This window comes from Brasilonema angustatum, from assembly GCF_059505445.1.
This window is the reverse complement of sequence record NZ_JCACKO010000033.1, coordinates 1-22,467: the sequence shown is the minus strand read 5'-3', so window position 1 is coordinate 22,467 and position 22,467 is coordinate 1. Positions and strand designations below refer to the sequence as shown.

The following is a 22,467-nucleotide window of genomic DNA, read 5'->3' as shown; positions in this document are numbered from 1 at the left end:
TTTTTGATTTATGTTTCCCATTTATTCGGATTGAAAGGGGTGTTTTTTCGGTAACGGATTTGTCAAATTTGGTTTGTCAGACTCCATAGAATATATTATCTTGAACGTTGAAACTGACCATGGGATTTATCAAGATAGAGAACGTTGTTATTAACACCAGCTACGTTGCCGCAGTAAAACTCAATCATCAAACTAGCTCTGGAGAAAAAAGCGTTTCTGTCCTCATAGCTACTCCCAAGTTTACATTGTCTCAGTCGGAAACAATTTCTCAAAATCCTCAGAATCACTCGCCTTCTGAATGGATGGAATTTACAGGTTCTGCAGCGAACGCACTACAGGACTATTTTACAAGTTTCAATAATGTCATCGATCTACTACCACAACATCAGGAGTCAGGCATTGTATAGCATGTTTAGTAAAAATTGCTGTGATACTGCCAAAATCTCCACACTTTGTATCTCTTATGTGGTGTTGATTGGAACTGAATCTTTTACTTTTTGCAGATAGAATAGCTGCTGAAAATAGGAAATAGTCCTTTTTTGACTCGCCACAGAAATTACTGCAGCTACACAAAACACACTACTCACGGCGGAGTCTATGTTCTATGTCTGCTTATTCAATTGATACTGCCTTGGCGGAATTGTCAGCCCAGGTCAATAACTTTGAAAAGGCTGTGTATAAGTCTATTGAGGAGAAAAAAATGATGTCTGATAAATCCTTGTCAGTTAACAAAATTAATAGAAAATTACAAGATAATCCTATAGCCATCATTGGTATGGCTTCTATTTTTGCAAAATCTCGAAACTTACGAGAGTACTGGCAAAATATTATTAATAAAATTGACGGAATTACTGACGTTCCATCGACACACTGGAACATAGAAGAATACTATGACCCCAATCCTAGAACACCAGAGGAAAAAACCTATTGTAAAAGAGGTGGATTTATCCCACACGTTGATTTTAACCCAATGGAATTTGGGATTCCTCCCAGCATCTTAGAAGTGACGGATGTGGCACAACTTTTAAGTTTAGTCATTGCAAAAGAAGCAATGGAAGATGCTGGCTATGATACATCCCGCGAGTTTAATCGCGAGACGATTGGGGTTATTTTAGGTGTCGCAGGAAACCAATTGGGATTGCCACTTGCCGCGAGGTTGGAGTATCCCGTCTGGGAAAAGGTGCTTAAAAGTAGCGGTTTATCCGATGAGGATACACAAAAAATTATCAAGAAAATTAAAAGTGCTTACGTGAACTGGGATGAGAATGCTTTCCCTGGGATGTTAGGTAACGTTGTTGCTGGCAGAATTGCTAACCGTTTAAATTTAGGCGGAATAAACTGCGTTGTTGATGCTGCTTGTGCCAGTTCATTAGCTGCTCTAAAAATGGCAATTAGCGAACTCATTGAGCATCGCTGCGACATGATGCTAACTGGTGGAGTTGATACTGACAACACCATCATGGCTTATATGTGTTTCAGCAAAACACCTGCTGTCTCTCCTAGCGATAATGTCAAACCCTTCGACGCTAAGTCTGATGGGATGATGCTAGGTGAAGGTATCGGTATGGTTCTCCTTAAGCGCTTAGAAGACGCTGTACGAGACAACGATAAAATCTACGCTGTTATCAAAGGAATTGGCACCTCCAGCGATGGACGGTATAAAAGCATTTATGCTCCCCGACAAGAAGGACAAGTCAAAGCCTTACAGCGTGCTTACGATGATGCAGGTTTTTCACCTGAAACCATCACTTTAATGGAGGCGCACGGTACAGGTACAATGGCTGGTGACCCCACCGAATTTGGGTCACTGAGAGAATTTTTTGGGGAAAAATCACACAAGCAGTACATTGCACTTGGTAGTGTGAAATCTCAAATCGGACACACAAAAGCTGCTGCAGGTGCTGCAAGCTTAATCAAAACTGCTTTAGCGCTACATCACAAGATACTACCGCCGACAATTAACGTTACTGAACCTAACCCCAAACTCAATATCCAAAATTCGGCATTTTACTTAAATACGGAAACTAGACCCTGGATTCGTGCTGAAGGGGAAGCACCAAGACGTGCGGGTGTCAGTTCTTTTGGCTTTGGCGGTACAAACTATCACGTTGTCTTGGAAGAATACGAAGCCGAACAAGAACGCGCCTACCGTATACACAACACTCCTAGTGAAGTGCTGCTGTTTGCTCAAACTCCTGCACAGTTATTAGCAAACTGTGAAGAGACTTTGGGTAAATTGCAATCTCAGGAGGGTAACAAAAATTATGTGGAGCTTGTGGAGGAGTCTAAATCAAAAGACATTCCTCTCAACGCCGCCAGAGTTGGATTTGTTGCCGCTTCTTGTGCTGAGGCTTGCAAATTGCTGCAAATCAGTATTGAGTTACTCAAAACCAGAGCGTCAGATTCCTCATGGGAGCATCCCCAAGGAATTTACTACCGCTCGAATGGTCTTGAGTTGAGTGGAAAAGTCGTTGCTTTATTCTCTGGACAAGGTTCTCAATACTTGGATATGGGTCGGGAATTGGTGATGAATTTCCCCATCCTGCGGCGTCTTTTCGGCTACATGGATAGCCTTTTGCTCAAAGATAATTTACAGCCAGTGTCGGAAATTGTTTTTCCCCATCCTGTATTTGAGGAAGTGGAAAAAAATACTCAAATTGTTGCATTACAGCGTACAGAATATGCTCAACCAGCAATTGGGATGTTGAGTGCAGGGCTATATAAAATACTGCAACAAGCTGGATTTAAGGCAGATTTTGTTGCAGGACACAGCTTTGGAGAACTTACAGCTTTGTGGGCTGCGGGTGTTTTGAGTGAAGAAGATTACTGCTTGTTGGTAAAAGCTCGCGGCCAAGCAATGGCGGCTCCCCAAGATCCTGATTATGATGCGGGAGCTATGTTGGCTGTCAAAGAAGAAGTAGGCAAGGTGGAAGCAGTTATCAAGCATTTCCCTCAGGTGACAATTGCGAATCTCAATTCTCCCCGTCAAGTGGTGTTAGCAGGACCTGCGGTGGAAATAGCCAAAGTACGGCAAACTCTACAAGAGCAAGGATGTACAGCCGTTTTGTTACCTGTGTCAGCAGCTTTCCATACACCATTGATTGCTTTTGCTCAGAAAGCTTTTGCTCAAGCTATCAAGAGTATCAGTTTCCAAAATCCGAAAATACCTGTTTACACTAATGTGACAGGAAAGCAGTACCCCAAGGAAGCGACAGATATTCAAAGAATTCTAGAAACTCATCTGTCTAATGCGGTGCTGTTTAAGCAGGAAATTGAAAATATTTATGCGTGTGGTGGTTCTTGCTTTGTTGAATTCGGTCCGAAGAAAATTCTCACAGGTTTGGTGAAAGATATTTTAGGCGATCGCCCCCACCTCACCGTCGCTTTGAACCCCAGCAGCCAAAAAGATAGCGATCGCTCTGTGCGCGAAGCCGTTGTCCAGTTACGCGTAGCTGGTTTGTCTTTGAAAAACCTCGACCCCTACCAACTACCACAACCTATACCCGCAACTGAGAAAACCAAGGGGTTGAACGTGCGTTTAAATGGCATCAACTACGTGTCAGAAAAAACAAAAATGGCATTTGAGCAAGCTTTGCAGGATGGACACAAAGTCAAATTACCTCCAAACGCATCTGAAAATAATGCTCATATTGACTCCAAGTCACTCTCAGCGACACTCACCACCATCACCACCACTCCCACACTAACGGTTGCAGAAAGTAACGGACACACAAATAAATCTCTACTTCCCGTCAGCGAGAAGATTGAGGATAAGGGAACGGAACAATTCAAAATTCAGAACCTGGAATCTTCCTCTACTTCCTCATCTCCCTCCACTCCCCCAACTTCCCCTACTCCCCCTACTCCCCCCACTCCCCCCACTCCTCCTGCTTCATCTCAACCGATTCCACAGCCGAAAATGCCAACAAATCCAGATGAACCCGTGAATTACCAACAAGTTTTAGCAAGCTTGGAATACGTCCTGACACAATTTCAGCAAAATCAAAGCGAGAGTCTACAAGTTCACGGACACTACCTCAACCATCAGATGGAATATGCCAAAACCTTTTTCCAACTGATGCAGCAGCAGAATTCTTTGTTTGCCAACAGCAAATCTTCTGAAGAAGCTGCACAGATCAAGCCAGTTCTTATGGAAAGCTTAGAGCGTAGTATGATGCAGTTTCACGCTCAACAAGGTGAAACTCTACGCGTTCACGAGCAATATCTCAACACTCAGGTGGAATACACCACAAACTTTTTGCAACTCATACAGCAAGAGTATGCACAGGTTGTCAATGCTGAGGTGCCAAGAACTCAACCTGTGGTGTTCCTTGACGAAACAACAGCCGCAAATAAAAAACGTGAACGTGTCATTGCTTTAGATACAACAACTATTAAACAAGACAGTTCAGTTCCTCCTACTCATCAAAAACCAGCAACTGAAGCACAGCTGCATTCAGTTGTAGAAATTGGCACTCAAACGCAGATACACAAAGCAACGGATTTTGTGAGTACGAATGAGTTCTCACTCAGTCCGACAAATAACTTATCCGTTACATCTGATGCCCCATCCGTTGTCCCTCTCCCCATCTCCTCACCTGTAGTCACCGAAACTGTAGCAGTCACGACAGAAAGCCTTCCCACAGATCCTTCTACAACGACTTCTGATATCAGTGTAAATCTAGCTGATTTGGGTACAAACCTGTTGGCAATCATCAGTGACAAAACAGGTTACCCAGTAGAGATGTTGGATATCAACATGGATATGGAGGCTGACTTAGGGATTGACTCCATCAAGCGTGTGGAAATCCTGGGAACAATGCAAGAAATGTACCCAGACTTGCCTAAACCAAACGTGGAAGAACTGGGAGAACTACGCACGATTGGTCAAATTGTCGAATGTTTGCAAAAGACAGCTTCTCCATCCATTGCTGCGAAATCCATTGCTGTAGAAACTGCAATTTCTATACAAGAGGACGGAAAAATACAGGATCAAGTAGAGATTGAGAATTCTTCCGTCACCTTATCACCTGAGTTTCCCATTTCTTCCCCCACTTTAGTGACCAACGAAAGTGTCTCACTTAGTGAAGAAGTAGAAGAAGTAGAAGCAGCAGACACAGATTTGACAGATCTCGGTCCAACCTTGTTAGCAATCACGAGTGAAAAAACAGGTTACCCCGTGGAAATGTTGGATTTGAACATGGATATGGAGGCAGACTTGGGGATTGACTCCATTAAGCGTGTGGAAATCTTAGGGACAATGCAGGAGATGTACCCCAACTTGCCTAAACCCAATGTAGAAGAACTGGGAGAACTGCGTACCATCGGTCAAATTGTAGAGTATCTGCAAAAGTTAGTTGGTACGGAAAAAAAAAAGTCTCTGAACAAGTCCTCCAACCCATCGGGTAATTCAAACAACAATCCCCTGCGTCGTCAAGTCAAACTGAAAATTCTGCCTCAACCAGATTTTCTAGATTTCACATTACCAGAGGGACACGTCGGTTTACTCACCGATGATGGCTCCCTCACCACTTCCAAATTGGCTCAACTTCTCACCGAACAAGGCTGGAAAATCGTTGTTCTCAGTTTTCCTCAATCTCTAGTTCCACAACACTCACCTTTACCTGTAGGAGTTAATCGCGTAAATCTTGTTGATTTAACTGAGGAACATCTGCAACAACAATTAGCCACCATTTCCACTCAATATGGTTCAATTGATGCCTTCATCCATCTCAATCCCTTATTTGAAGTCATCTACAACGGCAAAATTCCGTATCTTGAACAAGAAAAGGCAATTGTTAAGCACGTCTTTCTCATAGCAAAACACCTGAAAAAATCCCTTAATGAAACCGCACATTCTGGACGTAATTGTTTTTGCACTGTGACTCGTCTTGATGGAGCCTTTGGATTAGGACAAAATGTTAGCTTTTGTCCCATCAGTGCTGGTTTATTTGGATTAACTAAAACTCTCAACTGGGAATGGCAACAGGTGTTTTGCCGAGCAATTGACTTGAGTCCTCAGATTGATGCAGAACAGTCAGCACAGCACATTTTTGCTGAGCTACATGATCCCAATCGTTATATTACCGAAGTAGCTTACAATTCACACGAAAGAGTCACCTTGATTAGTGCTCCCGAAATTTAATCAGATAGGAAAGACGAGGAAGTTGGGATGAATTAACAAGTGTGGGAGTGTGGGACAAAAGTTATTGAGCATTAACTTTTTTCTCCCTCTCTTCCTCTTTCCCTTTCTTCCTCTCTCCCTCTCTTCCTTTTTCCCTTCCTCCTCTCACCTAAAACCATGCTCCATAATCAAGAAATTCATTATCTTGGTCGCGTTCTCGATAGAGAGAAACAAGCTCCTATAAGTGGAGCTAAAGTCTTAATCAATTTGTCCGGTTATTCATGTGTTGTCTATAGTGACTTAGAAGGAATTTATCATTTTAAAGTTCCATTTGATAACAACAATGTTCTTGAAGGAGAAATAACGATAGAAGCAAAAGGTTACAAAACATATTATTCATTCATGAGACTATTTCCTGATGAAAGAGACCTTGGTGATATTCGACTAGTTCATCCTCATTCTCATCACCAACAAGAAAAAAATGATAATTTACTCACAATTATAGCAGGAATCATGATAGTGTTAGCTTTAATTGTAGCAGCACTAACTTTGCCTCCGCCTCAAGAAACACCGCCTCAAGAAACGCCAGATACTCGCATCAATCTTCAACAAAATATTTACTTTTCAAGCCAGCCAGCAGTTATTCAAGGTTTTTCTCTTTCAATCAATTGTCAGAAATCCGGCTATGAACTAGCCTCTTAATCCCAAGGTTTCAAGAGGTTTAAAAATCTTTTTTCTAACAATCCGACAAAGTAAACGGGTAATTTATGACACTAATCACTACGATCCGTCCTACATCAGTTTTTCTCGTTAGTGGCGGCGCGAAAGGAATCACCGCTAAGTGTACCATCAAATTGGCACAGCACTATCCTTGCAAATTTATTCTCATAGGTCGTTCAGAACTTTTAGACAAAGAACCAGATTGGGCTAAAGATTGTTTTGACGAACCAGTGTTGAAAAAGCGCATTATGGAATACCTTCTCTCACTGGGAGAGAAGCCCATACCTGTAAATGTACAAAAGCTCTATAACAAAGTCATATCCAATCGAGAAATCAAACAGACATTAGAAGCAATTCAACAAGTAGGAGGTCATGCTGAATACTTGAGCGTTGATGTCACGAATGGAGAGGAATTAAAACAGAAACTGAAGACTGTTATTGAGCGTACGGGACCGATTAATGGCATTATACACGGTGCTGGTAATTTAGCTGATAAATTGATTGAAAAGAAAACAGAACAAGATTTTGAGAAAGTTTATACGGCTAAAGTTAAAGGTCTAGAAAATCTTTTATCTTGTATCAAACCCAGTGAACTGGAGTATTTGGTTTTGTTTTCTTCTGTCACAGGTTTTTACGGTAATATCGGTCAGACAGACTACGCGATCGCCAACGAAATTCTCAACAAATCAGCCCATCTCGTCAAGCAACGTTACCCCGAATGTCATGTTGTGGCTATAAATTGGGGTGGTTGGGATAGTGGTATGGTGACACCACAATTGAAAAAAGAGTTTGCCCGACGTGGTATTGAGATTATCCCTGTTGAAGTTGGAACACAAATGCTTGTCAACGAACTGCATCCTGCTAATCACCAAACAGCACAAGTTGTCATTGGTAGTCCTCTTGTTCCGCCTCCTGCACCACTAAACCCCGAACTAAAAACTTATCGTATCAGGCGTAAACTTTCATTAGAAGCCAATCCATTTTTACTCGACCATGTCATTGCTGATAAGCCAGTTTTACCAGCGACTTGTGCAGTGTCCTGGATTGTCGATGCTTGCGAACAACTGTATCCAGGTTATAGATTTTTCAGTAACACAGATTTCAAAGTTTTGAAGGGAATTACTTTTAATGAAACTTTAGCAAGTGAGTATATTTTAGACTTGCAAGAAGTTTCTAAAACTGATTCCCAAGAAATCATCTTTCAAGCAAAGATATGGAGTAAAACCCGAGAAGGTAAAATTAATTATCATTTCAGTATTGCTCAAGTTCGACTAGTGGGAGAACTGCCTACCAGTCCCACTTATGAAGCATTAAATCTTGCAGAAGATAACATCATCGCGATTACTGGGAAAGATTTTTATCAAGCAAGAACAACATCTCTGTTTCCATTGTTTCATGGAGATTCTTTTCAAGAACTCAAAAGGGTTTTAAACATTAGTCCTGAAAAAATCACAGCTGAGTGTATTTGGTCTGAAATTACAGATCAACAACAAGGACAATTTCCTATTGGGTGGGTTAATCCTTATTCAATTGACCTGAGTACCCATCCTTTATGGATTTGGATGCAGCATTTTCATCAAGAAATCTGCTTACCCGCAGGACAGCAAAAATATGAGCAATACACGCGGGTTCCCTGCAATACGCCTTTTTACGTTTCTTGTGAAATTAAGACGAAAACGGCAAGTAGTATAGTTGCTGATTTCATCGTACATGATGCTCAAGGAAAAATTTGCTCGCGTCTGTTGGGAGGTAAAGGCACTATTATACCTACTCAATCCTTGAGAAGTAATTAACGAGAAAACACAATTTAGCTTTTATTCCCTAGCATTGCTAGGGAATGCTTACCAGGACTTCTTCAGTGTGCTAGAAGCAGAGAGAAACTGACGCAATACATTCCCAGTCAGAAGCTGACAACAAGCAATCTAACAAGAGAATACATTTTTTCATTCACTCAAAAAAAGAAAATCAATCATGGAAAAAATAGCAATTATTGGATTTTCATGTCTCTTTCCTGATGCGAAAAATACTGAAGAATTTTGGAAGAATCTTATTCAGCAGAAAGATTCCATATCATCAGTCACATCTGAGGACATCGGAGTAGAACCGCAAGTTTTTTATAACCCAGTCAAAGGTAAATCAGAAAAAATCTATTCTTTAAAGGGAGGATTCATCCGCGACTTTCAGTTTGATCCAACAGGATATAAACTACCAGCAGACTTTCTACAAAGTTTAGATAACACCTTTAAATGGTCACTTGATGTTGCCAAACAAGCTTTGCAACATAGTGGGTATTTAGGAAATGAATCTGTTCTGTCAAAATGTGGAGTCATATTAGGCAGTCTCTCCTTACCTACGAAATTATCCAATCAATTATTCGCTTCCATATATCAGCAGGTACTAACACCTGCATTGAGAGAACTTTTGCAGTGTGAAGACTTCGATTTGGCTGACTTGAAAGCATCACCAGAAGCCTCAATTTACAACGCAATGGTTTCCGGTTTGCCAGCTGCTATCATTGCCCAAGCCCTGTCTTTATCCAATATTCATTTATGCATTGATGCTGCCTGTTCTTCACCATTATATGCAGCGAAGCTTGCCTCTCATTATTTGTGGACACACAAAGCAGATGTGATGTTGGCTGGAGGAATTAGCTGTTCTGATCCTCTGTTTTTGCGGATGTTATTTTCTGGTATCCAAGGATATCCAGAAGACAACGACCTCAGCCGTCCTTTAGATAAATCTTCCAGAGGACTCATCACCGCTGATGGAGTTGGGATGGTTGTGCTGAAACGATATAGCGATGCAGTGCGAGATGGCGATCGCATTTATGCCACCATCAGTGGTACTGGACTCTCCAACGATGGTCGAGGAAAACATTTCCTCAGTCCCAATTCCAAAGGACAAATCCTCGCTTTTGAACGCGCTTACAAAGAAGCACAAATCAGTCCGAAAGACATTGATTACATGGAGTGTCACGCAACTGGGACGTTGCTGGGAGACACCACAGAATTTAACTCAATAGAAACCTTCTTTGGTCAGCATCAAGCAAATCCTCTAGTCGGTTCCGTCAAAGCAAATATTGGTCACCTGCTAGTTGCTGCTGGTTCAGTCAGCTTAATTAAAGTGCTTCTGAGTATGTCCAAGGGTGTTATCCCTCCGACAATTCATGTTGCTGACTCCATAGGATGCCAAAACAACGTCATTTCGCCTGAGCGAATTGTTACAAGTGCAGCTAATTGGCCCCAAAAAGCACCAGTCAAACGAGCAGCTATCAGTGCATTTGGTTTTGGTGGTACTAATGCACACATGATTTTGGAACAGGGAACCGTAGAACAGGGGGGACAAGAAAATGCACCCGTGCAACCAGCCAAAGTCGCCATTGTAGGCATGGATGCCTTTTTTGGTTCCTGCAATGGATTAGATGCCTTTGACCGCAGTATTTACGATGGGACGCAGCATTTTATACCCCTTCCTCCTGAGAGATGGCACGGCTTAGAAGACCAACAAGACTTACTCCAGAAGTACGGTTTGCCAGATGGTAAAGCACCAGTAGGGGCATACATCCAAGATTTGGAAATAGATACCCTATCTTACAAAATCCCTCCGAATGAACTGTCCAAACTGAATCCGCAACAACTCTTACTTCTGAAAGTCGCTGATCGCGCCCTAAAAGATGCCCAAATCAAAGAAGGTGCAAACGTTGCAGTCATCATCGCCGCAGAGACAGAATTTTCTGTTCACCAGTTACAGCAGAGATGGAATCTCTCTTGGCAGATTAAAGAAGGCTTAGTTGCTGGAGAAATTTCTTTACCAGAAGAAAAGATTGCTGAATTAGAAACCATTGTTAAAGATAGTCTTCACCACACAGTAGAAACTGGCGAATATCTGAGTTACATCGCCAACATCATGGCGAGTCGCATTTCTTCGCTGTGGGATTTGACAGGTCCAACATTTACTATCTCGGCTGGAGAGAATTCCATATTCAAGGTGTTGGAAATTGCACAAATGCTACTGAATGCAGGAGAAGTGGATGCTGTGCTTGTGGGTGGTGTTGATTTAGCTGGCGGTGTGGAAAACATCTTGTTGCGAAATCAATTCGGACAAATCAACACAGGAGTCAATACCCTAAGTTACGACCAAAAGGCGAATGGTTGGATGGTTGGTGAAGGTGCGGGAGCAGTTGTTCTGAAGCGCCAGGATACAGCAAGAAAAGAGGGCGATCGCATTTATGCAGTTGTCGATGCTATTAGTTTTGCACAACAGCATTCTACATCTAATGAGTTGCACAATCGGCTAACAACACCTGAACCAGCAGCTGTCAACTCCGTCTGTCAGCAAGCTTTCCAGATAGCAGGTATCAAGCCCACAGACATAGAATATTTGGAAGTTTGTGGAAGCGGTATTCCCCAAGAAGATGAAGCAGAAATCAAAGGTTTAGTTCAAGCTTATCCATCAGATCAAAATGGTCTTAACTGTGCGATCGGTAGTGTCAAAGCAAATATTGGTCACACGTATGTCGCATCAGGAATTGCCAGCCTGATTAAAACTGCTCTTTGTCTTCATCACAGATACATTCCTGCAACTCCCAAATGGTCTGGTGTCAAAAACCAAGAGATTTGGCAAGGTAGTCCCTTTTATGTCGTCCCAGAATCAAGACCTTGGTTTTTAGGCAAAGAGGCGAAAAAGCGAGTTGCTGCAATTAATAGCATGGGAATAGATGGGACTTACGCTCATGTTATCTTGTCAGAAGAACCAGAGCAAGTACAGCGCCACAGCAAGTATTTAGAGCAAACACCATTATATTTGTTCCCCATTGCAGGTCAGAATCACTCAGATTTACTAGACCAGATTAACTCTCTCAAAACAACCATCGAAAATTGCAGTTCTTTAAACGTTGCAGCCAGCCAAACTTTTGCTATCTATAAACAACATGTTGAGGCAAATTATGCGCTTGCAATTCTTGGACGCAACAAAAACGAATTAGTAAGAGAAATTGAAGCTGCTTTTAAAGGTGTAAATAATGCCTTTGAAAAGGGGGAAGACTGGCAAACACCATCTGGCAGTTATTTTACGGCTAAGCCAGTCGGTAAAAAGGGAGGTGTAGCATACGTTTATCCTGCTGCGATTAATTCTTATCTTGGTATCGGTCGCACACTCTTCCGCTTATTTCCCAGAGTTTACGATGACTTGGTCATCAAAAATCTTTTCAGTCTTTTCGCCGAAGTTTCTCAGCTTGTTTTTCCCAGAAGCTTGAATAAACTATCAACTAGGCAGTTAGAAAATCTCGAAAAGCAATTGCTTAATGATTCCTTAGCAATCCTTGAAACTGACATGGCATTTGCCAGACTCATTACTACAATTATCCGAGATGATTTTCGGGTTAAACCAAAGTATGTTTTTGGGTATAGCCTCGGCGAGACAAGCATGATGTGTTCAATGGGGGTATGGAGCAACTTTAGCGAAGGAATTAGTGCTTTTCACACATCCTCTTTGTTTGCAGACAGGATATCTGGACCGAAAAACGCTGTACGCGAATGTTGGGGATTACCATCAGCACAACAATCATCAGACGATGATTTCTGGAGTACCTATCTTTTGATGGTAAGTCCATCCCAAGTTAAAGAATGCCTCAAAAATGAAAATCGCGTTTATTTAACTCAAATCAATACACCAGAAGAAGTTTTAATTGCTGGTGATACAACCGCTTGTCAGCGAGTGATAAAAACTTTGGGTTGTAATGCTTTCCGCGCTCCTTTCAATCATGCAATCCATTGTGAACCAATGCGATCGGAGTACCAAGAAGTCGTTAGAGTCAACACTTTACCATCCCACAACATACCAGGTATTGTGTTTTATTCTTCAGCGGAGTGTCAACCCATCACATTAGAAAGCAGTGTCATCGGTCGCAATCTTGCACAAGGCTTGTGCCAACAGCTTGATTTTCCTCGCTTAGTGAACCGAGTTTATGACGATGGAGCAAGAATTTTTATCGAAGCAGGTTCTGGTAATATCTGCTCTCGATGGATTGATAAAATCCTAGAAAACAAAGAGCATATAACCGTATCTGTTAATAGAAGAGGTGTAGATGACCATACTTCTATAATCAGAGCATTAGCAAAACTCTTCAGTCATCAAGTTTCTCTCGACTTATCAGCACTGTACACTCAGGCAACAGAAACATCCAGTCAACTTAAACCAACTGTGAAAACTCTGACTTTAGGAGGAAACTCTCATGTGGGAGTTCCTCAACGCCAGACGCCTACGGAGGGAAGTATCCGTTCTGGAAACAGAATTCTTACCAAAATCTTGAGCGACGAAAACCGTAAAAAATTCCAAAACTTAGCTATCAAAAAACCTCTTCATGCTGTTAACAAGCAGTATCAGAACATTCCCCTACCTACAGATTCTGAAGTCATACATTCTCATCAAGAATCAACCAGTATCCACAATGCTATAAGTCATCCCCGCAACATCTCCACATCAATACCTATGCAAGAAGAAGAAAACGTGAAAAACACCACGAATAACAGTTTTCAGGCTAGAGAACAGTTACAATCTGGTGAGTTGACTGAAAGTCAAAAAATCATTACCTCATCCATTCTTCCTCCAATTACCACAACTCATCAACTGAAAAAATCAGCACCTCTAAATAACTTACATCTGTCTCAGTACGAAAAGTTCAGTAATAACCATTTTCGGGTTCATAAAACTCACGCTAACTTCTTAAAATCCCGACAAGAATTCAGCAAACAAATCAGTGAAATGATTCAACTACAACTAGCTTGTGCGGAAAATTTACTCAATCAGTAATGAGTGATAGGTTATAGGTTTTCCTGTAACCTGTCCCGTACCTCCTATCATTTATCCTTTGTTCCCTATTCTCTCTCCTCTGTCTCGTCTATTAATCATTTAAGGGAATCGCCACTGTGAAAATCGAAGATGCAGTACTAGGTGAATACAATAACGGTCTTAACTTTTTTGCTAACTCCTTCAATCACAATGAACTTTGGAAAGGTTCTTTAGATTGTGTTGCTTTTGAACAGTTAGCCATCAAAGATAAATTACTGAATATAAATAAACCTTGTTACGTCGTAAGAGTAGCAGGAAAAATTGGTGTCACCAACGAAGGTTATTCTTGTCCTAGTGAGAATGGGAAAACAGGACAAGTGGAATTGTTGATGACAACTCCACCCATGCCAACACATCATTTAGGAGATCCGAGTTTTCTTGCCTCTCATGGTGTAAAATATGCCTATACAACTGGTGCGATGGCTGGTGGTATTGCATCACAAGAGATGGTCATTGCACTAGGAAAAGAGAAAATATTGAGTTCTTTTGGTGCTGGTGGTTTAAGTCCAGACCGTCTTGAAGCAGCTATTAACTGTATTCAACAAGCCTTACCTCAAGGTCCCTACGCTTTTAATCTCATTCATAGTCCGAATGAACCTGCTATTGAACGTCGTGCTGTGGAGTTATACCTCAAATATGGGGTTAGAACCATAGAAGCCTCAGCATTTTTGGACTTGACTCCCAATATTGTTTATTACCGTGCGGCTGGGTTAGGCGTGAATGCAGCCAATCAAATTGAAATCAAAAATAAAGTCATTGCCAAAATATCTCGTCGAGAAGTCGCCAGTAAATTTCTCCAACCTGCACCTTTAAAAATTCTGAAAGAACTTGTTGAAAAAGGACTTATTAGTGAGTTTCAAGCAAATCTTGCATCTCAACTTCCTGTTGCCGATGATATCACTGTGGAAGCTGATTCTGGCGGACATACAGATAATCGTCCTCTGGTTTGTCTTTTGCCTTCTATCTTGGCATTAAAAAATGAAATTCAGGAAAAATATCGCTACTCAACACCTATTAGAGTTGGAGTCGCTGGAGGAATTGGGACACCAGAATCAGCTTTAGCTGGCTTTATGATGGGTGCTGCTTATGTCGTCACTGGTTCTGTTAATCAATCGTGTGTTGAAGCTGGAACTTCTGAACATACCAAGAAATTGTTAGCACAAGCAGAAATGGCTGACATGATGATGGCTCCAGCGGCAGATATGTTTGAAATGGGAGTCAAACTTCAAGTTTTAAAAAGAGGAACAATGTTCCCTATGCGAGCACAAAAACTGTATGAGATATACAGAAATTATAACTCACTTGAAGATATTCCTATTGAGGAAAGAGAAAAATTAGAGAAACAAGTTTTTCGTCAGAGTATTGCTCGGATTTGGGAAGAAACTGCAACTTATTTATCTCAAAGAAATCCAGAAAAACTCGCTAAAGCAATCAATAATCCCAAAATTAAAATGGCAGCAATTTTTCGCTGGTATTTAGGATTATCTTCTCGCTGGTCTAGTTCTGGAGAAAAGGGTCGAGAAGTCGATTATCAAATTTGGTGCGGTCCAGCGATGGGTAGCTTTAATGACTGGGTTCGTGGTTCTTATTTAGCTGAGCCAAAAAATCGCCGAGTGGTTGATGTTGCTCATCATATCATGACCGGGTCAGCATATTTATACCGCATTCAAAGTTTAAAACTTCAAGGACTGCAAATCTCAGATGATTACTGTCACTATCATCCAGTGAGTTCTACTGGCTTGTAAGCGGTACAGAAAGGGTTTTAAAAAATCGTAGACTATTCTATTAGAGGTGTGTAAATAATGGCTTCAAAACAGTCTCATACAGCGGAAGAAATTCAAGCATGTTTGGTGTCTATTCTTGCTGAGGCACTGAAAATCACACCTGATGAAATCAATGTTCAAGATTCATTAGAAAACTACGGTTTGAACTCAGCCCAAGCTATGCTTCTCATCACCCAAGCAGAAAAAATGTTGGGATTTGAAGTCTCTCCAATGCTGCTGTGGCATTACCCAAATATTGAAGCACTTTCCGAGCGTTTAGCTGAAGAATCGCAAGATTTAGAGTCACAAGTTGAAGACAAAGTGACCTCTAGAACAAATGTTTCTGTTTCCAAAACGACAACGGTAAATTTGCAGGCAGAAGCTGTTCTAGACTCGAACATCTATCCCTCATCGAGTTATAAATTTACCACGGAACTAAATAACGTCTTCTTAACTGGAGGAACAGGCTTTTTAGGTGCTTTCCTAATTGATGAACTACTACGGACGACTGATGCAGATATCTACTGCTTAGTACGTGCTACGACTTCTGAGGAAGGTAAGCAGAAGCTAAAGAAAAACTTGCAACAATATTTACTTTGGAAAGAAGAGTTTAGTCCCAGAATTATTGCTATTCCTGGAGATTTATCTCAGCCACTCTTAGGGATGAGTACGGAAGGGTTTGAAATGCTGGCAGCTAATCTTGACGCTGTGTATCACAGTGCTGCCATGCTGAACTATGTCTATCCCTACTCAGCATTGAAGACTGCTAATGTTCTGGGAACGCAGGAAGTCATACGCTTGGCAAGTTCAATCAAAGCCAAACCTCTACATTACGTTTCCAGTGTTGCTGTTTTTGAATCACCTGCTTATGCTGGCAAAGTTGTTAAAGAACAGGATAACTTTGACCATTGGGAAGGTATTTTTCTGGGTTACTCCCAGACGAAGTGGGTTGCGGAAAAGTTAGTCAAAATTGCTGGCGATCGCGGACTTCCCGTTACCATCCACAGACCACCATTAATAGCAGGGCACAGTCAAACAGGTATATCTAACACCCATGATTTTACCAACTTGATGATCAAAGGTTGTCTTGAGATGGGATGTTTTCCAGACGTGGACTATATGCTGGATATGTCTCCTGTAGACTATGTCAGTCAGGCGATCGCCTATCTATCAAGACAGAAAGAATCCATAGGCAAAGCTTTCCACTTGCAACATCCTGAACCTATCTCCTTAAAGATGTTAGTTGAGTGGATGCACTCGTTTGGCTTTCCAATTGAATTGGTTCCTTACGATGAGTGGCAAACAATGTTGGTAAAAAATGTCACTTCCCAACAAAATCCTTTGTACACACTGCGACCTTTCTTACTTCAGAAGTGGTCTCAAGAAGGACTGACCATTCCAGATTTGTACCTGCAAGCGAAAAGACCAATTATTAGCTGCCAAGATACTCTTAAGGCACTTGCTGGAAGCTCTATTGTCTGTCCACCAATAGACTCTAGATTGTTTCTGACATACTCTTCTTACTTGATTTCGAGTGGCTTTTTAAACGTTGCATAAAACCTCAAGATTCAAAGGGGGTGTAAGCCAAGATAGGGGTGTAGGGGTATAGGGGTGTAGGGAAAATGCATTTATATTCCTATCCCTTTACACCCTTACACCCAGCCTACGGCTCGCTGCGCTAACACACCCTTACACCCCTAGCTTTTGTAATTTAATTGACATAGTTGGGTTGAGGCAGATGCAAAACCCAACAATTTTTTTTGTTGATACTAAAGAGGCAAAGACGCAAAGTTCTTCTAAGCGCCTTTGCATCTTTGCGTGAGATTTCGACAGTGAACAGTCAACAGTTATCAATTTATTGTTCATTGATAACCCTTCGGGGAGAACCTTCGGTTCCGCTGCGCTAACGCCAGTCACCTACGGAGGGAAACCCTCCTGCAGCGCTGGCTCACTGATAACTGGTTTAACAAAAACTATTTTAAAATTGTCAAATCTTGCTGTTAGCAATGCAGGCAACACTGCCATCTCAATTAAATGGCAATGTCTATCAGCCGCGTATCAATATTGCCAGCACTTCAAATTCAAGCCATAACCTTCCACCGCAACAACCGCAACAGAATTGTTATCAGGTACAAGTTCTAGCAGGCTCCACTGTTGCTCTGTTTTAAGCTTTGCTGGTCCTCCTGGAGTCAGAGAAACCTCTATTTGCTCTAGCTGAGCAATTCCTACTCCAGTAGCTTTTAAATATGCTTCTTTGCAAGTCCAGTAGCGGAAAAACACCTGTTGCATTTGATGGGGAGGAAGCCCACACATCACTGCATATTCCCCAGGTGAAAAGTATCGTTTCGCAAGGGCGAGAACATCGGAAATTGGGCGGACGTACTCTAGATCTACTCCCACGAGGCGATCGCAACTCACTGCACACAGAGCTAACCCTTGCGAATGAGTTAAGTTAAACCATATTTTACTATGAGCAAATGTATCTGCTAACACTGGCTTGCCAGAGGATTCATAACAGAACTGCAACTCTTGCGGTTCTACACCCAAATAGCGACCCAATATCGTTCGCAGTATACCCCGACCAGCAATAAAACGTTGTCGATGCTGTTCTTTATAGAACCGCTTCGCTCGACAAACTTCGTCGCTGGAGAGGGTTGCTGTCAAATGTTGCAACTGTGTTTCTGGTCTGTCAAGGTCGATTCGCCAGACATGAATTTCATCCTGCAACAAAGTTAAATCTGCCGATGCAGGTAGCCACAAATGATTATTAACAGTCATTGAGTCACGCAGTAATAGTCAGCTTATGCCTGAATTAGATACTTAAATTTCGAGAGGACTGATAGCTAGCACCGGTATCGAACGCCAGTGTGAACTATCGTCCCTAACTCATTGTCCAGTAATTTACCACTCCTGCGACAAGATGTAGAGGAGGCAGTGGGTTGCGGTGAGGCAGAGTGCCCTATGGCTGACGCCACGCCTTACGGTGAGTCCAGCGCTGTAGGAGGGTCTCCCTCATGTGCCACTTCTGTGCGGAGAGAAGTTTGAGCGGAGGTTTCCTCCGATCAAAGCTTCGGGGGGTTCCCCCCGTTGAAGAATGTGGCGTCAGGCGACTGGCGCTACGCTAACGCTAACGCAGTCACCGTGAGAGCGGGAGACCCTCCTCATGCGCGCTGTTCATCGTACAGGGGGTTCCCTTCGTGCATGCAAACCGCTGTGATATGTGGATTTAGCCCAGTTTCCCCTCGTCTGGGTTTTCATCAGAAAACCCCAATCTCACACTCAAATTAAAGTCAAACGGTCTTGTCGCTTTTTTCAAGAGATACAAGAAAAAGTGCGTTGTCAAAATCAGTTTTGCTTTTTGACTTCCCGTTATTATACAGCTTTTAATGGTTATCCTAATAGTTTTTTTGTAACCGATTTTTAATTTTTTAACTATATAATAAGTTCTTCTAATATCAAGACCGCCTCAATTCAATTCTGAACTGAGGCGGTCTAATTTCGAGACGATATTACTATTTCTTTCTGATTTGATTGATAATTACACCTGTTGCTGCACCTGTTGCTGCACTGCCAAAGGTACCTCTACCACCGTTAGTAATACCATTAGTGACTGCACCGGCGCCTGCACCTACTGCAGCATCTTGAATGATGCTGCGTTTGTCTCTTTCTCTGCGAGTGCCTCTAAGGCCATTAGCACCATTGATAGCAGCACCAGTACCAGCACCATTAATGGCACCCTTTATCACGCTACGTCCTCTAATGATGCCTGAGACAGCGCCAACACCGGCTCCAATGGCTGTATCCTCAAGGACTTTATCATCAGCAGACGCAGGTCGAGCTGGAACGAAACTAACACCAGTTAAAGTTGCAGCCAATAGGCTGGGCATAAATGCGCGTTTCAAAATTTTGTTCATAGAATCACCTTTTCAACTCATCAACCGACTAGATAAAAGTTGAAGTTGTTCCTGTTTTTACCTTTTCTCTAGTCTAAACAATGAAAAACTTTTTCTCAATGAAAATGCTTTCATGATTACCGTACCTTTTATTCAAAAAACCTGAATCCACTCTTGGACAGAATACTCAGTCCAGATACCATTTTGCCAATACGGATCGGCTTCTACTAATTGGCGTACGATCGCTTCGTTTTCCGCTTCATAAATGCCAAAAACTTTAGTGACATCTGTCGTAGGACCAATAGTAACTAACACACCAGATTCTTTCTGTTTTGCCAATCCATCTAGATGTGCTTGACGGTAAGGGGCGCGTTTTTCCAGAACGTCTTGGCAGTAAGTTCCCCACATGACATATTTAGGCATAATTTTACGAATTCAAAATCCAAAGAATCAAAGTTCAACAAAACAGGAACAAACAAGAGGAAAGAACTTCTTTAGTTTTCACTCTTGTTTCTTGTGGCTTAACTCCTCAAAGTTACGCCAAATTTCTCCGCTAGGGCTTCGCGGACTTTATTATGTACTGGTTCAACTTCGTTATCGGTGAGGGTGCGATCGCTTGTCCGATAAATCAAGCGAAATGCCAAACTCCGCTGTCCTTGGGGCACATGCTCTCCGCGATATTCATCAAACAATTCTACAGATTCGAGTAATTCTTTACCTGCTTTGGTGATGACTTTTTCTATTTCGGCAACACTCACTTTAATAGGCGCAAAGAAAGCAATATCTCGGTCTGCGGCTGGATAAGTGGAGTAAGGGTGGAATTGTCGTACTAAGATTTTATCATCGTCTAGAGAATCCAAAAGCACATCTAGATCCAACTGGAACAGGTAGACTGAATCTGGTAAACCTTTTTGTTGCCGCAGTTGGGGATGCAATTGCCCAAACACACCAAGCCTATTACCTCCTAGCCATAGGGAAGCTGTGCGTCCTGGGTGCAAGCGGGAATCTCTGCAATCAGGTTGATATTCTACCTGCAAGCCAAACTGTTGAAACACATTTTCTAAAATACCTTTGGCTTCAAACCAGGTCATAGGTTGCGGGCGATCGCTTCTTGTCCACTTGCTGGAGGAAATATCGCCTCCCATAATCCCAGCAATGGCGTCTGCTTCTTGCAAACCCTCTTCTTGCCAGAAAATTCGTCCAATTTCAAAGCCGTTCAGCGAACCATTACCCCGTTCGAGGTTGTATTGAAATGCATCAATTAATCCCGATATCAAGTCAGTTCGCAACGCCGAATATTCAACAAATAAGGGATTTGCCAGGACAATTTGTCTATCTTCCCCAGGTTTTACCAAGGAATAGTGGATTAATTCTGTCAATCCTTCTGCTCGCAATAGTGCTCGTAACTTGCGAACCAATTCTTGATCAACAGGCAAATAACCTGCTTCTGCCTTGTCTGGCAAGGTATCGCAAAAGCGATCATAGCCGTAGAGACGAGCAATTTCTTCAACTAAGTCTATTTCCCGTTCTAAGTCGCGGTAACGATAGGGAGGTACGGAAACCATCCACCTATGGTCGGGTATGGAAGTTAGCTGACATCCCAATGCTGTGAGAATGCGTTCAACATCTTCGCCTTGGATTTCTCCTGTTTGCTCATCTAAATCGATTGGTCCGAGAACCTGGTTGACTCGGTCTAAGCGTAATTCAATCGAACGCGACCAGGTAGAACGATCAGGACGAGAATCATTAATTTCTTGATGTACTATCACTCCTCCAGACAGTTCGGTAATCAGCGATAACGCACGACGAGTTGCGACTTCCAACTCAGCGCGGTTGACTCCCCGTTCGTATCTTCCGGAGGACTCGCTTCTTAAACCGACACTACGGGAAGAACGGCGAATTGCGACTGAATCAAATAGCGCTGCTTCTAAAACTAGCTTTTGAGTTCCATCATGGACTTCGGTTTCTTCGCCACCCATAACTCCTGCGATCGCAACAGGTTTATCATTAGCGGTGATCAGCAAATTTTGTGTAGATAGAGTACGAGTTTGTCCATCGAGAGTTTTGAGAGTTTCCCCAGCGTTGGCGAAGCGGACACCAATCGCGAGATTTTCACCTCCAGCAACGGATTGTAAACGGTTAGCGTCAAAAGCGTGTAGTGGCTGTCCCCATTCCAACATCACGTAGTTAGTAATATCTACAATATTATTGATGGGTCGCACTCCAGCAGCACGCAAGCGCTGTTGCAGCCACTCAGGTGATTGTGCAATTTTTACCTGGTCAATCACCGTGCCAATATATGCTGGGCAAGCTTGTGTATCAGCAATTTTTAAAGTTAAATTAAACCCACCATTGGAAATCGAAACTTCACCTGGTTCGGGAAGTGTTAGCTTTGCCCCTGTCAGGGCTGTGACTTCCCGCGCGATACCAACCATACATAAGGCGTCAGCACGGTTAGCAGTTGCGGTGACATCTAAAATCACATCATCTAAACCTAACAGTGGACGCACATCGCTACCAAGTGCCAAGTTATCTTGAGGAAAAATATAAATCCCGTCTACATCATTGGGCAAACCCAGTTCCTTGAGGGAACAAATCATCCCCTGTGATGGAACTCCTCGCAGTTTCGCGGGTTTTATTTTTAAATCGATGTTTGGTAAGTAAGTGCCTACAGTTGCTACGGGTACGTAAATATCTGCCCGGACATTGGAAGCACCACAAACGATATTTAAAGTTTCATCCGTACCGATATCGACTTGGCAAACACTTAATTTGTCGGCGTTGGGATGCGGTTGTCGTTCCAGCACTTTCCCGACAACAACACCTGCAGCCCAAGTGCGGCGATCTTCAATATCTTCTACCTCAAACCCAGATAGTGTCAGCGTTTCTGCTAATTCTTCTGGGCTAAGTTTCAACTCCACTAGTTCTTGCAACCATTTCAGTGAGATACGCATGGTCTTGTGTTGCCTTGTCTGAAATCTAAGCTAAATTAATGCATAGACTATTCTAGAACTATTCCACGAAGTTCCTCACACATTTTGGAATTATGCACACAAAAGCTGTTTTAGGGACTTCCAAAGAATAAATTAATCAATAAAAACAAAGAAGCCAGGTTTTT

General features: G+C 42.2%; 11 protein-coding genes. 7 read left to right on the top strand and 4 right to left on the bottom strand.

The window, feature by feature from the left end:
• Positions 1-119 precede the first annotated feature (119 nt).
• The 7 genes from AC5JM2_RS08250 to AC5JM2_RS08220 all read left to right on the top strand — a co-directional run bounded on the left by AC5JM2_RS08250 (position 120) and on the right by AC5JM2_RS08220 (position 17,013).
• On the top strand, positions 120-407 hold the full coding sequence (locus tag AC5JM2_RS08250) for a hypothetical protein (protein ID WP_495834412.1): 288 nt from the start codon (positions 120-122) through the stop codon (positions 405-407).
• Between the two features lie 197 nt (positions 408-604).
• Entirely contained in the window at positions 605-6,145 is a 5,541-nt protein-coding gene (locus AC5JM2_RS08245) for a beta-ketoacyl synthase N-terminal-like domain-containing protein (protein ID WP_495834411.1), read from the top strand.
• Between the two features lie 156 nt (positions 6,146-6,301).
• Entirely contained in the window at positions 6,302-6,826 is a 525-nt protein-coding gene (locus tag AC5JM2_RS08240; RefSeq protein WP_495834410.1) for a hypothetical protein, read from the top strand.
• 65 nt (positions 6,827-6,891) lie between these two features.
• On the top strand, positions 6,892-8,637 hold the full coding sequence (locus AC5JM2_RS08235; RefSeq protein ID WP_495834409.1) for an SDR family NAD(P)-dependent oxidoreductase: 1,746 nt from the start codon (positions 6,892-6,894) through the stop codon (positions 8,635-8,637).
• Between the two features lie 178 nt (positions 8,638-8,815).
• The gene (locus tag AC5JM2_RS08230) at positions 8,816-13,654 is read left to right on the top strand and encodes a PfaB family protein (protein WP_495834408.1); all 4,839 of its coding nucleotides are present in this window, start codon (positions 8,816-8,818) and stop codon (positions 13,652-13,654) included.
• A 116-nt stretch (positions 13,655-13,770) separates the two neighbouring features.
• Positions 13,771-15,438 carry a PfaD family polyunsaturated fatty acid/polyketide biosynthesis protein gene (locus AC5JM2_RS08225; RefSeq protein WP_495834407.1) on the top strand — a complete coding sequence of 556 codons (1,668 nt, stop codon included), beginning with the start codon at positions 13,771-13,773 and terminating at the stop codon, positions 15,436-15,438.
• A 57-nt stretch (positions 15,439-15,495) separates the two neighbouring features.
• Positions 15,496-17,013 (top strand): thioester reductase domain-containing protein, encoded by a 1,518-nt coding sequence (locus AC5JM2_RS08220; protein WP_495834406.1) that lies wholly within the window; start codon positions 15,496-15,498, stop codon positions 17,011-17,013.
• Positions 17,014-17,514: 501 nt separating this feature from the next.
• On the opposite strand, the gene hetI is transcribed toward AC5JM2_RS08220, so the two are convergent.
• The 4 genes from hetI to pheT form a co-directional block, all read right to left on the bottom strand.
• Positions 17,515-18,234: a 4'-phosphopantetheinyl transferase HetI gene (gene hetI, locus AC5JM2_RS08215; protein ID WP_495834405.1), complete on the bottom strand. Its 720-nt coding sequence runs from the start codon at positions 18,232-18,234 to the stop codon at positions 17,515-17,517.
• Between the two features lie 734 nt (positions 18,235-18,968).
• Positions 18,969-19,370 carry a hypothetical protein gene (locus AC5JM2_RS08210; RefSeq protein WP_495834404.1) on the bottom strand — a complete coding sequence of 134 codons (402 nt, stop codon included), beginning with the start codon at positions 19,368-19,370 and terminating at the stop codon, positions 18,969-18,971.
• 132 nt (positions 19,371-19,502) lie between these two features.
• Positions 19,503-19,772 (bottom strand): YciI family protein, encoded by a 270-nt coding sequence (locus tag AC5JM2_RS08205; RefSeq protein WP_495834403.1) that lies wholly within the window; start codon positions 19,770-19,772, stop codon positions 19,503-19,505.
• Positions 19,773-19,870: 98 nt separating this feature from the next.
• The gene (gene pheT, locus AC5JM2_RS08200; protein ID WP_495834402.1) at positions 19,871-22,303 is read right to left on the bottom strand and encodes a phenylalanine--tRNA ligase subunit beta; all 2,433 of its coding nucleotides are present in this window, start codon (positions 22,301-22,303) and stop codon (positions 19,871-19,873) included.
• Between the last annotated feature and the right edge of the window lie 164 nt (positions 22,304-22,467).